The organism is Chryseobacterium vrystaatense, assembly GCF_000737765.1.
GTDB lineage: Bacteria > Bacteroidota > Bacteroidia > Flavobacteriales > Weeksellaceae > Chryseobacterium > Chryseobacterium vrystaatense.
In genome coordinates this window covers 672,255-686,531 of sequence record NZ_JPRI01000002.1, presented here as the reverse complement: position 1 = coordinate 686,531, position 14,277 = coordinate 672,255, and the positions used below count along the sequence as shown (strand labels likewise).

Here is a 14,277-nt window from a genome sequence, read left to right as displayed (position 1 = left end):
GAAGGTTGCAGGTTCGGGCCCTGTCTGTTTCTATTTTAAAAAATAAAACAATGAAAAACAGAGTAAACTCTTAAATTTCAAATAAACGGAGGCAATAGTTTAATGGAAAAACGCACATTGCCAATATGATACGCGGGTTCGAATCCTGCTTGCCTCCCTTTTTTAACAAATAAAAACAAATAAAAACAAATGAATACATACATTGATATTGGCATTAACCTGACCAATAAACAGTTCTATAATGAACACGAAGAAATTATCAACCGCGCCCTGGATAATGGGGTAGAACAAATGATCCTCACCGGAACAAGCGTACGCGGAAGTAAAGAATCCGCTGATATTGCAGAAGAATATCCCGATATTCTATTTTCTACAGCAGGAATTCACCCGCATGACGCGAAATCTTTTAATACGGAAAGTATCAGGGAACTTCGGAATCTTTTAAAATCAGATCATGTGATTTCTGTAGGAGAATGCGGATTGGATTTTGACCGGGATTTTTCTCCCAGACCTATGCAGGAAAAATGCTACAGAGCCCAGCTCGAGCTTGCCGCTGAGGTTAATAAGCCCCTTTTCCTTCATGAAAGATCGGCTTTTAAAAGGTTTAACGAGATTACAGACGAATATCTTTCAGGATTGCCGGAGGCAGTAGTTCATTGTTTTACAGGAACACTGGCTGAAGCGAAAATCTATCTTGATAAAGGTTTTTATTTAGGATTTACAGGCGCGATAAGTGATGAGAAAAGATTTAAACAGCTGGAAGACGTGATTAAATATACCCCGCTGGACCGGATGATGATTGAAACAGATGCGCCGTTTATGCTTCCGAAAAATATGCCGAGAATGCAAAACCGCCGCAACGAACCTTCTTTCCTTCCTTATGTGGCGCAGACTGTTGCCCACTTGAAAAAAATCAGCATTTCTGAAGTCGCAGATGAAACCACCGAAACTGCAAGGAATTTTTTCAAACTATAAAAAAGAGCTCTACTGATGAAGTAAAGCTCTTTTTTTATGGTGAAATTGCCAAGCTGCAACTTAGCTTTTTTTCTTCTAAAGACTTTTCAACGCAGATTCCAAAGCCAGTTCCATCATTGGTTTAAGGGCTTTTTCTCTTTCGTCAGCAGAAATTTTTTCGTGGGTAGGAATAATATCAGTTACTGTAAGGATCGTCGCTGCATTTTTTCCTAAATGCTGAGCATTAGCGAATAATCCAAAAGCTTCCATCTCTACAGCCGGACAGTTATATTTAGTGGCAATAGCAGGAATATTCTGGTCTTTTCTATAGAAAATATCACTGCTGTGTACATTGATAGATTTGGCAGCTAAAGAAAGTTCCTGAGCTGTTTCATTGATCGTTCCAAAGATATTTCCCTGGTGAGGAAGAATATCATTTTCAATTTCCCATGCATATTTTGCATACGTACTTTCGCTGGCTGCATTTTCAATATTTAAAATATCAAAAAGCTTAAGATCTGTCGTATAAGCTCCGCATGTTCCGATTCTGATGATCGTATCTACTTCATACTCTGTAAATAATTCAAAAGAATAGATCCCGATGCTCGGAAATCCCATTCCGCTGGCTCCTACAGTGATCTCTTTACCTTTGTAAAGACCTGTATAATAAAAGATTCCTCTTGTTTTGCTTACCAGTTTAGCATTTTCCAAATAATTTTCAGCAATATATTGTGCACGAAGCGGATCCCCCGGCTGCAATACTACTTTAGCAATTTCTCCTTTTTTTGCACTGATGTGAATACTCATAATGTTATTTTGAAGGGACAAAGATAGCAACTTTTAGATTGAAATATCTAAATATTTGTCCCTCAATAGACTAACTTTTCTAAGCACAGATTCCCCTCCGCCGGAGAGGTGGCAGATCAAAGATCTGACGCGGTAGTCAAAAAAGAAATTTTAATCACGCACTCAATTCACGATAAACTAAAAGGAGGCATTACAGGTCGCTTTACCATTAATTGAACCAACATATTTGTGAATTATTTATCCCAAATATTATTTAACTGTCAATCGTTTATATAAAAATTGTATTCTCTGCGAAATAGTTTTATTTTTGTTAGATGACGGAAAATAGATTCCCATTTCTAGACACTATCTTTCTACTGCGAAACAGCGGATCCATGACGGTGTTTTCAAATATTCAGGAGATTTCTAAAAAAGAAGAGCAGGAAGCCGGAGATTATTTCGAAACGGAATTCGAAAAAGAAAGGCTGGAATTTTTATCTGCCGACATCAAATGCAGTAAAGAAGCAGCTGTCTGGGGAGCAAAAGTTCTGTACCACAGTGCCCAGCTCTATCTTATCCGCGAAAATACAGCCAAAGATCTGGATAAGCTGATCCCGAAACTGAAAGGACCATCTGATGTTTCCACCATCTTATCTGCGGATTTATCCCTGAGGTTTCTGCCACAGATTACCTCTGTTTTACAGACTGCAGATCCTTATGATCCCTTAGTGAAAACTCTGGAAGATATTCTCACACAGTTTCATTATTCAGGAATAGGATATCCTCTTAATCTGGAGAAAGTCGACTGGGAAAAAGAACTTCAGGACAAAACGTACCGGAAATTATATCTGGAAAGAATCGTTGAAAAGAAAGCCTATACGCTGGCAGAAATTCCCTATATTAATAAATTGCTGATAGCAGATTTTGGACTTCATAAAGATCGTTACTGGCAGGATTTGAAAACAGTTGCTCATGGAGATTAATACTGCAGTCGTATTAGGAGGAATCGTTGCTTCCTACTTTTTTGTTTTCTGTATTTTGGCATATTATGCCAATACTTTGATGTTTAAAACGAAAGTGAATGAGATTTGGATGTTCATGTCCTTTTCAAAACCCTTGTATGCCTATACCATAAAAAATGATCTCAGAATTAAGTTTGGCTATATTCCCCTTTCCAGCCTTGTGAAAACAGATTCAGGAGGGGATGTGGGGCTTAATGATGATGAACTGAAGAAATATGATAGACGGACTATGAAAAATGCCTTTATTTTTCATGGAATGATGGGAACTATGCTCACCGTTTTAATTGTTGCTGTCAGTTGGATTTCAGGGTATGATCCTCTTGTGATTTTTAAAGATTTCGGAACCCATATCTGGCAGCTGTTTTCGGGAAAGAATGACTTTTCTGGGTTTGTTAATTTTATTCACAGCCAATACACCGCATACGGGAAGCATTTTTTTATTTTTTTAAGTGTGGGAATATATTTTATTTTTATCTCACTGGTTATGATGATTTCCTCACTGTATTCCTTCCTTTCAGCGCTTATGGGCCTTGTGATAATAGTTGGATACTTTGTTGTAGGCTTTAAATTTCTGGAACTTCCATTTACTTTTTATATTGATCTTATTCTTTCACTGGTTGTAATTGGATTTATATACTTTTTACTGTTAAGATTTTTCATTAAATAAATACTAATGACTCAAAATATCATAAAACTCAATACTGTTCTCAACTACGTAAAAGATACTTTCGTAGGGAAAAACGATGTCGTCGATCTGCTGGGAATATGCCTTCTGGCTAAAGAAAATGCCTTTTTGTACGGACCTCCGGGAACCGCAAAATCTGCGATTGTAAGAACGCTTTCAAAAACAGTGAAAGACGGCAAAAATTTTGAATATCTGCTGACCCGTTTCACAGAACCCAATGAGATTTTCGGACCGTTCGATATTAGAAAATTAAAAGAAGGTGAACTTCTGACCAATACAGACGGGATGATGCCGGAAGCATCACTTGTTTTTCTGGATGAGATTTTCAATGCGAATTCAGCCATTCTGAATTCACTGCTGACGGCACTTAATGAGAAAATCTTTAAAAGAGGAAAAGAAACAAAACATTTACCGGCTCTGATGTTTGTAGGAGCAAGTAATGTTCTTCCTGAAGATGAATCGCTGAATGCATTATTTGACCGTTTTCTGGTGAGAATTAATGTGGATTACGTAAATCCTGAGCTGCTTCAGCAGGTACTTATTGCCGGAAGAAAACTCGAGAATGAAACAGAAACAGATATTCCCGAAATCCTTGCGGACGAAATAAGAGAACTTCAGAACCTGTGTAAAGCAGTAGACCTTAGACCTATTTATGAAGTCTATTTAAATACCATCATCAGCTTACGAAATACAGGAATTGCTATTTCTGACCGTAGAGCGGTAAAACTTCAGAATCTGATCGCAGCCAGCGCTTTGATCTGCGGTAGAAATGAAGCGGTTCTTTCCGACCTTTGGGTATTGAAACATATCTGGGACACTGAAGAACAGATCGAAATTCTGGAAGGGATTATCAACAGAACCATTGAAAAAGATGATAACCCGAAGTCCCATCCACAGGCGATGCAGAACAAAACTCCCAATCCGGAGGAAGTTATGAAAGATGTAAAAATCCTTATCGAAAAATGGAACAGCGGAATGCTGAGTTTTGAGGAACAGAATGTGATCAAAGATAAATTAAGATACCTGCAAACCCGTTGCGACTGGATTAGAAACCCGGAACAAAAGCAGTATATCCAGCAAGAAATAGAAAGTCTATGGCAGAAGATCCTTCAAACTGTATAAAAGAATTCTGGGCAGAACTTCCCCGGGCCGATGAAGATTTTCTGGGGGCTGTCAGGGACTGGAAAAATGTACAGATTGCAATAGACGACGAGACGGTTTGGCTGAAAGGCTTCACCGAAGAGCAGGCTGTCTCCGCAGAGATCCAGCAGCTTCCTAATTTTATGCTGTACGAATTGCGTGAAGGACTTCTATTCAAAAAGGAAGCACTGGTACCGAGCAAAAAAATGAGAACAGCTTTGCTGTGGTCGCCGATAGATAAAGCATTGCGTCTTACTTTCCCTGCTTCCAACAATAATTATTTTGGGATCACCGAAAAAGTGGAAGTCAGATTAAAACAGGGAGATGAAGAACATCCAGCTGTAGCATTATTAAGCTCAATAACAGAAATTAAAGACAGTATTCCTGCCCAGCCGAATTTCAAACTGGATAAGATAGAATGGACGGTGATAGGTGATAAAGCATTGTTTCTGGGAACACCGCTGCTGAGTCTGCCAGGGAAAACATACTGGACCAGAGACGGTCACCTTTTGCCCGCAGGGTTTGATTTTGAATTTAAAAATTTGAGTTCCCTCTTGCAGCAGCAATATAATAAAGACCTCGAAAAATGGATGTTATGGAATGAAAACGGAACATATCTTTCCATTAAGAAAGAAGATTTCCGAAAAATGTCTGTAAGCTCATTCCGTCTTACTGAAAAAACAAAAGAATGGATTTAAACGAATATTTCCAGTCATACGAAAACTACTTTTGGGAGTGGGAAACCGACGAGGATATCGCCGGGGATTCCGGTTACCATGACAACAATCTGATCTCTATACCTGGGGTTGGGGCAATAGCTTACAGACCTTATGTGATGGAGATTCTGAAAGAACTTCAGCCGCAGGGATGGCCTCCTTTTGGTGCATTGCTGATGGTGTTGTATGCAATGCAGGAAGGATACACCGATTTTGTAACCCCTCTGAAGCATACCGCCGGTTTTCACAGTATTGGAAATTTTGATTTTACGGCAGACAGGAGTATTGAATTTCTCGAAAAACTGAAATCACTCAACAAGGTATATAAACAGGGACAAAACAGAATCGTATTATTGCAGACACTTTTTCAGGATGGACACAACAGAATGGCTCCCGGTAAGGCAGAAATGATTCTGACCATCTATTATAAAAGGCCGCAAATGCTTGCAGCCAGTGCTGAAAAAAAATATGCAGGTCCATCCGCAATCAACCGAGACCTGAGTGCACTCGATCTGCTCAACGACAAATTTCCTACCATACAGTCTATAGTTGATGCCATGCGCGATCACATCGATGAGCCTGAACTGGATGATGAAGTTGTAGCAGAAGAAACAAATATAGAAACGGATAAAGACTTTATCCAGCAGCTGATCGAAGAGCCAAAAACCTTTCAGGTAGGAAGCCTGATCAAAAGAATATGGAGCGGACTGAGAATTCCCATGAAGCATTTGTCTCCCGGCGAACAGCCCATAGGCGGAATTTCAGATATGGCCAATAAAGGGGACCTTCACAGAATGCTGCTTTCAGAATTTGCCAACGAAGATGATGTTTTCATGAACCGTGTGGCCAATAATGAGGTGCTGTATATCCAAAGAGAGATTCCGCCTGAAGAAAATATTTTTGAAAGGATCATTTTAATAGATACTTCCCTCAGAAACTGGGGAACTCCTAAAGTGATGGCTTTTGCCTCAGCCATTGCTATCATCAGGCACCCGAAGGCGCATTCGAAATGTAAAGTTTTTGCCTTGGGGCAGGCCGGTTTGCCAATTTCACTTGATACCCCTGAAAAGGTTATTGAAAATCTTAATCAGGTGAGTCCTGTTCTGGAAGTTTCGGAGGCTTTAGGAAAATTTTTTAATCAGGAACATCCTGAAAAAGACCTTGAAGTTTTCTTCATTACCCATCAGGAAAACCTTGTGGATGAAAAAATCAGAAAAGTGATTCACGAAAACCGGGACAGACTGAAATTTCTGATCACTACGACATCAGATGGTGAACTGAATTTCTATAAACATCATAAAGGTGCCCGGAAACATATCCAGAAAATAAAACTTCCGCTTCAGGAATTGTGGGCCAATCCACCACAGCGAAAACTGAAAGCAAATACAGTTAATGGTAAGAAAACGGACCTTCCACAGAATTATCCGATTCTTTTTCCTACGCCTTCCAATACAATTGCCCAATTTTTATATGAAGGTGAATTTTATATTTTAAGCTCAAAAAAACAATTGCTCAAAACCTATCTTTCGGATAATTACTACGACCGTAATTCCTATGATTACTATAAAACGTATCACGGGTGTGAAGTATTAATGGAAGATATATCTGTAAAACCGCGAGGACAGTTTGCGCTGGCCAAAAATAAAAAGCAGGAGTTCATTTTATGTCAATATCAGCCCGATAAAAAACTGATCTCAAAACTGAATCTGAATACAAAAGAATATTCCGAGCTGAATGTTACCGGACTGAATATTCCCAACGCCTTTCACTTAGCTTATTTCGGAAGGAGTTTCTACTTGCATCAACCATTGAATTCCTCTCTCTATAAGATCAATTTAGAAGGGAATGTATCTGTAGAATCCGTTTTCAATGATGACCGTGAAATAGACAAAAATATTGCAAAAGCTGAAACCGAAGTTGCCAAGCTCAACCGCAGTGGAATGAAAATCATCAGCAACTTCAACAGGATTGGGATCAATGAAAATAATAATCTGGTTATTTCCGGAAATGAATTGTCCAGAGTATATGAAAACTCACTGAACCTCTATAAAAACAGATTTACAGTTAAAATCCTTGCGGAGCAAAACAAAAATAAATTTACATTTCAGGACGGAAGTGAGGTCATCACAGATCCCCGGGGAATGCTTACTTTTAAAAGCAGTAATACAGGCATTCCTACCTTTTATATTCCTTCCACAGAATATGGTTTTCTTGCTTTATCCAGTAGTACGGAGTATGGAGGTTCAGAATATTATCTTCCGAAACAGACCTTACTCAAAGTGAAGACCCTGGACGAAATGTATTCCCAGTATTTAACAGCGTTTATTGATCAGATCTTGGATTATGGAGCTTAGAATAAAACCCTTTCCGAAAAACAGTTACCCTAAAAAAGGACTTTTGATTAAAGGCCCTTCGCCCCGCGTATGGCTTCAGGAAATGGAACTCCTGAGAATAGATCTTCATAAAGTAAAATCTTATGCTGTTCCGGCAGATCATCCCAATGTTCTGTATGGATGTCTTCTTGTATTTTATGATGAGGCTCCTCAGGAAATTGGAAAGAATGCCTATTTCCAGTGCGTAGATGATCAGCTTTTTATTCCTGAGAACACGGTATTTTATCCCAGAGTCAATCCTGAAGACTGGCATTCTGCAGGGGCCCGTTTTTTAATAATGCATCCGGAATTCGGATTGGTAAAACTGTCAGAAGAAATAGACTGGCTTTCTCTGATTCAGGAACCGGACCTGGCAACAGGAATTATCAGAAAACCATCCAATGGTGTAAAAACGCTTCAGTATATAGAAAGCTTTACCGTTGAGATGGATGATGAAAAAGTTCTTGCCAACCTTCAGCAGCCCAAAAATGAAGAGGAATGGATGAAAAACCTGCCTTTTGATCTTAAAAAAGTCATGGCCGGGAATAAAAAAGAGATTGAGAAGTATTTACAATATATAGAAAAATATCCTGACAGAGCAGTAGAACTGGGCGTACCATTGGATATTATGGGAACTTCCCGTGGTGACGGTTTTGGAAACTTTACGTTTGGAAACAGCTGGCTGGATACCCTGTTCGGAGGCTCCGGAGATAAAAAAGAAACCGCAGGAACCCGAAATTTTCGTAGAATATTCTGGGCTGTTGTTGTGATTGCGATATTGTTCAGAATTTTTATGCCTTCAGATAAAGACAGAACGCAGAAAGAAGATTTTCTTATTTCCTCCGGCAAAATTATGAACGGTGCTCAAAAATCCACGGCAGATATGATCGCCTATCAATCCGGAGTGACCGATATTGATATGAAAATCGATTCTATTTACGGGAAGACCAGAAAAAAGCTCTCCAGTGAATATACGGCAGCAGGTGCCGCCATGTCAAAAGATCAAAACGAAAGGGAACAGTATAAAAAATCGGGGGGCAGAAATCTTGGAGAGGTCGGAAATGACATCGAAAAACTCAATACCCGTGAACAGGCCAGCAGAGATTCCCTTAAAGTTGTCTATTCAAAAAAGATAACGAAGCACCTTGTTCAGCAGGAAGCCGTCATGAAGCGCAGGATTTCAGATTCCCTGAAACAATACAGCAAAGGGGAGCCGGTTAATGGCGAAGTGGTAAAATTTGTTTTAAAGAAAAAACAGGTACTCATGGCAGATTCTCTCGGAAGATTATATGGAACACTTGATATGATGGAACTTCCACCGTCTCCCAATAAAGATTCAAAAATTGGTAAAATTGAGGCGGGCGACAACAGCTCACAGGAAAAGACATCCGTCTCAGATATTCTGTATCTCGTCATTTTTATGTTCGGAGCTGTAGGAATATACTCCTTCATATTCAAAAGAAAATCATTAAATCTTGGCGGAGACAGCGTGCCATTTTGGGTGAAAATCATCCTGTCTGCCGTTCTTGTGTCTATGCTGGTCTATTTATTTTATCCGTTGATAAAAATGTTTGGCTACAACTGGTTTGTATGGGGACTTGTGATCTGTGTCATTCTTCTCCTTTACCGCCTTTTCAGTGAAGATAAAACCATTTTAAACCCTGAAGACGATGAATAAACAGAAATTTACAGACAAATTCCTGATTGCATTTATGATCCTGGCGGTGTTTAAGATCATTGGAATTGCAGCACAGCTCTTTCACGAAAGTTTTTGGAGTGTCGTAGGAACACTTGCCATCTTTCTGGTCGTTGCCTTTATTATCATGATGGTAATTACAGCCTTAAAAGATAAAGAACAGAACAGGAAAAATTCAGGAAAAAGAGGTTCCGGAGGGGGCAATTTCTATCTGGAAGCATCACTGTTTGACCGGATAAGAAGTAAATATGAAGAACTTGCCGAAAAGTATATAGCTGAAAAAGATTATAAAAAAGCAGCGAAAGTCTATATGAACCTTCTTCAGGATAATTTCCGTGGTGCCAAAACACTGGAACAGGGAGGCTTCTACAATGAAGCAGCAGCAGTTTATCTTAAAAAACTAAACAATAAGTCAGAGGCAGCTTCCTGCTATGAAAAGGCAAAACAGTATAAAAAAGCAATTGATCTTTACAAAGAAATGCAGCACAAAGAAAAAGTAGGGGACCTTTACCGGGAACTTAACGATATCAAAAATGCCCACACCTATTATCAAATGGTTGCTGATGATTACACAGTCAATAACCAGATGGTAAAAGCTTCTCTGATCTACAGCAAAAAAATGGAACAGCCTGAGGAAGCTCAGAAAATTCTTTTGAAAGGCTGGGAAGAGGATAAAGATGCCTTCAACTGTCTGAATAATTATTTCGCCAATGTTTTTGATGTTAGAAAACTGGAAACGGAAATTCAGAAGCTTTATCAGAAAACACCATCCTACAAGAAAGTGATCTACCTTGAAGCCATGAAGCATGAATTTAAAAAAGATCAGCAATTACAAACTGTAACCCGTAGTATTGCCTATGAAATTATTGCAGAAAAAGTAGGTACCCGTTCTGAAATTATTAATGAACTTAAATATTTTAATCCTGATGACAGTGTGATCTTGAAGGATATTTCGAGGTTTAAGACGGGGAGAAATAAGATGTTGAGGAATTGAGAAATTTAAAGATTTAAAAATTCAAGTATTAATACATTAGAAGAAAATTCTTAGACAGGCAAATACAAGGTGGCTGGTGAACTCGAAGCCACCGCCTTTTTTACCATCCGGTTTCCTTATAATTCTTTAATAGCTTTCCATAAAGATTTAAATCTCCGTTGTTGATCTGCACAATAGGGTGAAAGATCCTCATGGCACCATCCACAGGATCAAGCGGTGGTATCCTGGTCTTTTCAAACAGTTTCTCTCTTTTACTTTCTGTCGCTCCCGTAGAAATCCAGCCGACATCTACTGCATTCATGAATATATTATCCTTGACAAAATCCGGTGCTGAGGTTTTGGTAAGCATATTGAGAGCCGCCTTTGTCATATTCGTGTGCGGATGAAATTCATTTTTACTCTTGTAGCTGAACTGTCCCTCGGTAGAGGTGACATTGATAATATGTCTTCTTTCTGTCTGACTTTTTTTCATCAGAGGTTTTAACGCCGAAATCAGCAGATAGGGAGAAATATGATTAATAAGATTCACTTCCAGAAGCTCTTCGGTCCCGATTTCATCCATCACAGAATTCCAGCTGTTTTTATCCCTGAGGTCTTTTGGCTGCCCGAATCTGTTGGCAGGAATTATATCAAAATTTTCATGAGATAATGTTAAAAGCTCACTATTATCGTTATTTATTGGTGTTTCATTACCTATTAAATTTCTGTTTTCAGAATAGGATAATAATAGAAGCTGTTCTTTGACCAGTAGAGGCTGATAATAATCAGAAGGATACTTAATGGTTTGAGCTGCATTATTCACCAGAATTTCAATACTTTCAAAGTTCTGATAACAGTATTCTGTAAATTCATGCACCGATCTGATGTTTCTGAGATCAAGACCATACAGAAAAAGCCGGTCTTTCCACTGTTCATAGTCTTTTTCTTTCCGAAACTGCTCAAATCCAAGAGCAGGAAACCTTGACGTGGCAATGACTTTCGCACCACTTCTCAAAAACTGTAAAGCCGAAGCATAGCCTATTTTCACTCTTCCGCCGGTAATGATAACTGTTTGTCCGTTGAGATCATGGGCAAGACTTCTGTTTTTATAATTCTCATCCGCGCAAGTTGGACAAAGTTTATGATAGAAAAAATGAATGTCGTGATAAGGCTGGTGACAGCAATAACAAAGCTGAGGTTTTTGAATGGTTGAAAATGATGTTTCCTCTTCTGTATGAGAATATAGAGTCCGGTTTTCTAAAGCCTGTTGTACGACAGCCGACTTTTTAAGAATTTCAAGATCTGAATCCTCATCATTTTTAGACGAAGTGAGATACTCATCCAGATTCTTTTGGATATTCTTCCTGGCCTTTTTCCGGATAGATGAAATCAGTGTTTTGAAACGCTGGTTGTCTGGATTATTCAGAGGGTCAGCCTGAAGAGCTTCCAGAACTTTTAAGCAAGCTTCCCATTCTTCGGTACTGAATGGATATGGGTTCATAATACAGTTTTGTGGGGGAGAAGGGTTCGAACCTCCATTTTCACGTTATCAGTGTAGTGTTTTTCCAGTTAAACTATCCCCCTGCTCAGTGAACAAAAGTATTATTTTCATTAATGAAAAACAATTTTTCCTATCTTTGCGCCATAAAATTATGACACTACAAAGAGCACATATCAATGTAAATCTATGCGATAGCCCTTCAATAAAAGGATTATTCGGATACGAATGGATGATATGGAATGAGGCGAAATGTGCTTGCTTTGAAAATTATTTACAATAAACCCGTAAGAATTTAAACAAAATACCACAGAAACGCCTCGATAACTCGAGGCGTTTCTTGTGTTTTAGGCCATAAATTATTTAGAATGAAAAAAAATAACCATAAAAACAAAAAATTTATAATTAACAATGTCAATTTAATACGATAAATAAGAGTGATAAGTAACCCGATGAGAGACAGTCATTTAGGTATTTAGGAGATCTGCAGGATATTGCGGACGGTTATTCTTTATGCTAAAAATATCATATAACTTATTGATTGTCAAGTGTTTAATTGAAAAATAAATTTGCAGATTAAAAAATTTCATACTTACTTTGCAACCGAAAATTGAAAGCAACAGGTTTTCAGGATTCAAAAACTTTTTAAATAACAAGAATATAATGAAACAATTACATAACATATCTAATCAGTATTCAGGAATAGACGGACAGGATCCGAAAGGATATGCATGTATTCTGGATAATGAATTTATACATAAAAGGTGCTTATATACGTAGGTCTCAGTGATCTGACACGTCAAAATATATACAGCACCTCCCGAAAAGAGGTGCTTTTTTTATGGTTTCTTTAGCTTATTTGGTAAAGCGTCGGTCTGTGGAACCGGAGAACAGGGTTCGATCCCCGGAGATACCCCAAATAAATGTAAATAGTCAATGTTGAATTGTGAATTTAAAATTGATCAGCAAAACAAATTGGCAATTCACCGTAAAAAACAATCTCATAGCTCAACAGGTTAGAGCACCGGTCTTTTAAACCGGGGGTTGAAGGTTCAATTCCTTCTGGGATTACAAAACAGTTCTGTGGCTCAATGGGATAGAGCATTGGTTTTCTAAACCGAAGGTTAGGGGTTCGATCCCTCTCAGAATTACAAAAAGGTCTATTGAGGTAAAGGCTAACCTGCCCGACTGTCTCTTGGGCACTGCGGGTTCGATTCCCGCATAGACCGCAAGGTTCACGGAAAATTTTAATCCCGGCTGTCTCCCGGTAAAGAAATTGGAAAGCGAACCTGAAAAACTGGAAAGATAACGGTGGTTGTTTACCCGTCTTGGACGCGGGAGGTCGCAAGTTCGAATCTTGCTTTCCAGACCATTTGCTCTATTCGTCTAACGGTTAGGACGCCTGCCTTTCGAGCAGAAAACAAGGGTTCGATTCCCTTATGGAGTACAAAAGTGAACAGTCAATTTTGCTTTGCAAGCGAATGATGGATTGTAAAAAAAATGATAGCAAAGCGATGGGCAATTCACTAAATAAAAAAATGATTTCGTAGCTCAATTGGTTAGAGTGTCGGTCTGATACACCGAAGGTTGAAGGTTCAAGTCCTTCCGGAATTACAATAGATGGTAGAGATTAGAAGTTAGAAGTTAGAAGTTAGAAGTTAGAAGTTAGAAGTTAGAAGAGATCGTACAACAGATAACTATAATCAAACATCATTAATCAATTATTGATTTTGTAGCTCAATGGCAGAGCGCCGGTCTGTTAAACCGGAAGTTGAAAGTTCGAGTCTTTCCAAAATCGCAGATAACTAAATGTTAATTGTTTCAAAAGAGAAGAAAAAAGGTGTGTCAAGAGCAGAAGATCTTTACGCCAAATATAAACAAATACCGACAGCCTTTTTCTTTTCAAATTAGAAATTAGAAGTGTGTGTAAATTCACTATTCACTTATCATTTAGAATCACACCTGATGGTTCGCCGAAGTGGAAGAGTCGGGGCGGTCTGCAAAACCGTTGCGTAAGCTGAGTGGGTTTGAATCCCATAGCCATCTCAAATAACTAAAATGAGATTAGTTCCGGAGAAAAAGTAAAAGTTTGTCGAGCGCAGAAGTTCTTATATCAAACAAAAAATTAAGACAGGCTTTGTTTTTCTTCAAATAGAGGTTAGAAGTTTAGAGATTAGAAATTAGAAGTGAGTGGTCGTTACAGGATTACGGATCAATTATCACTCATCACTTATCATTTATAAAATTTAGTTAGTTCAGAAGAAAAAATAAAAGTTTGTCGAGCGCAGAAGTTCTTATATCAAACAAAAAATTAAGACAGGCTTTGTTTTTCTTCAAATAGAGGTTAGAAATTAGAGATTAGAAGCTGGAAATTAGAGGTGGCACAGAGTTGTAATCTCGGATCACGGATTACCTCAATCCTCATTAGTTTCTTA

At 38.5% G+C, this 14,277-nt stretch carries 10 protein-coding genes and 11 tRNA genes; 18 read left to right on the top strand and 3 right to left on the bottom strand.

The features are described from left to right. Positions 1-88 precede the first annotated feature (88 nt). Both IW16_RS08775 and IW16_RS08770 read left to right on the top strand, forming a co-directional pair. Positions 89-157, top strand: a tRNA-Gly gene (locus IW16_RS08775). Between the two features lie 32 nt (positions 158-189). Further along, a complete protein-coding gene (locus tag IW16_RS08770; RefSeq protein WP_034742282.1) occupies positions 190-975 on the top strand; it encodes a TatD family hydrolase in 786 nt (261 codons plus the stop codon). A gap of 75 nt (positions 976-1,050) precedes the next feature. Here IW16_RS08770 and deoD read toward each other — a convergent pair whose 3' ends face one another. After that, positions 1,051-1,761 (bottom strand): purine-nucleoside phosphorylase, encoded by a 711-nt coding sequence (gene deoD / locus IW16_RS08765; protein ID WP_034742279.1) that lies wholly within the window; start codon positions 1,759-1,761, stop codon positions 1,051-1,053. A 314-nt stretch (positions 1,762-2,075) separates the two neighbouring features. On the opposite strand from deoD, the gene IW16_RS08760 reads away from it, so the two are divergent. From IW16_RS08760 to IW16_RS08730, 7 genes are read left to right on the top strand one after another with little or no spacing between them, the layout of a single operon-like run. Next, positions 2,076-2,723 (top strand): hypothetical protein, encoded by a 648-nt coding sequence (locus tag IW16_RS08760; protein ID WP_034742275.1) that lies wholly within the window; start codon positions 2,076-2,078, stop codon positions 2,721-2,723. After that, positions 2,713-3,429 carry a hypothetical protein gene (locus IW16_RS08755; RefSeq protein WP_034742272.1) on the top strand — a complete coding sequence of 239 codons (717 nt, stop codon included), beginning with the start codon at positions 2,713-2,715 and terminating at the stop codon, positions 3,427-3,429. Before IW16_RS08760 ends, IW16_RS08755 begins: the two co-directional genes overlap by 11 nt. A 6-nt stretch (positions 3,430-3,435) precedes the next feature. Continuing rightward, a complete protein-coding gene (locus IW16_RS08750) occupies positions 3,436-4,569 on the top strand; it encodes an AAA family ATPase (RefSeq protein WP_034742269.1) in 1,134 nt (377 codons plus the stop codon). Next, positions 4,542-5,285: a hypothetical protein gene (locus IW16_RS08745; RefSeq protein ID WP_034742266.1), complete on the top strand. Its 744-nt coding sequence runs from the start codon at positions 4,542-4,544 to the stop codon at positions 5,283-5,285. The genes IW16_RS08750 and IW16_RS08745 overlap by 28 nt, the downstream gene beginning before the upstream one ends. Continuing rightward, positions 5,276-7,657, top strand: a complete 2,382-nt coding sequence (locus IW16_RS08740; RefSeq protein ID WP_034742264.1) for a hypothetical protein — start codon at positions 5,276-5,278, stop codon at positions 7,655-7,657. Before IW16_RS08745 ends, IW16_RS08740 begins: the two co-directional genes overlap by 10 nt. Then, positions 7,647-9,353, top strand: coding sequence for a hypothetical protein (locus IW16_RS08735; protein ID WP_034742260.1), 1,707 nt, complete (start codon positions 7,647-7,649; stop codon positions 9,351-9,353). Before IW16_RS08740 ends, IW16_RS08735 begins: the two co-directional genes overlap by 11 nt. Further along, positions 9,346-10,365: a tetratricopeptide repeat protein gene (locus tag IW16_RS08730; RefSeq protein ID WP_034742257.1), complete on the top strand. Its 1,020-nt coding sequence runs from the start codon at positions 9,346-9,348 to the stop codon at positions 10,363-10,365. Before IW16_RS08735 ends, IW16_RS08730 begins: the two co-directional genes overlap by 8 nt. A 100-nt stretch (positions 10,366-10,465) precedes the next feature. On the opposite strand, the gene IW16_RS08725 is transcribed toward IW16_RS08730, so the two are convergent. Next, positions 10,466-11,845, bottom strand: a complete 1,380-nt coding sequence (locus IW16_RS08725; protein ID WP_034742798.1) for an SDR family oxidoreductase — start codon at positions 11,843-11,845, stop codon at positions 10,466-10,468. A 12-nt stretch (positions 11,846-11,857) separates the two neighbouring features. Beyond that, a tRNA-Ile gene (locus IW16_RS08720) sits at positions 11,858-11,927 on the bottom strand. Positions 11,928-12,685: 758 nt separating this feature from the next. On the opposite strand from IW16_RS08720, the gene IW16_RS08710 reads away from it, so the two are divergent. The 9 genes from IW16_RS08710 (at position 12,686) to IW16_RS26595 (ending at position 13,888) form a co-directional block, all read left to right on the top strand. After that, positions 12,686-12,758 (top strand) — tRNA-His (locus tag IW16_RS08710). 81 nt (positions 12,759-12,839) lie between these two features. Then, positions 12,840-12,913: transfer RNA gene (locus tag IW16_RS08705), tRNA-Lys, on the top strand. Between the two features lie 6 nt (positions 12,914-12,919). Beyond that, a tRNA-Arg gene (locus IW16_RS08700) sits at positions 12,920-12,993 on the top strand. A gap of 6 nt (positions 12,994-12,999) precedes the next feature. Then, positions 13,000-13,071 (top strand) — tRNA-Asp (locus IW16_RS26600). A 68-nt stretch (positions 13,072-13,139) separates the two neighbouring features. Then, a tRNA-Pro gene (locus IW16_RS08695) sits at positions 13,140-13,214 on the top strand. Positions 13,215-13,217: 3 nt separating this feature from the next. After that, positions 13,218-13,289, top strand: a tRNA-Glu gene (locus IW16_RS08690). Between the two features lie 93 nt (positions 13,290-13,382). Continuing rightward, positions 13,383-13,456: transfer RNA gene (locus IW16_RS08685), tRNA-Ile, on the top strand. Positions 13,457-13,568: 112 nt separating this feature from the next. Next, a tRNA-Asn gene (locus IW16_RS08680) sits at positions 13,569-13,640 on the top strand. A gap of 166 nt (positions 13,641-13,806) precedes the next feature. Further along, positions 13,807-13,888, top strand: a tRNA-Cys gene (locus IW16_RS26595). The last annotated feature ends 389 nt before the right edge of the window (positions 13,889-14,277 follow it).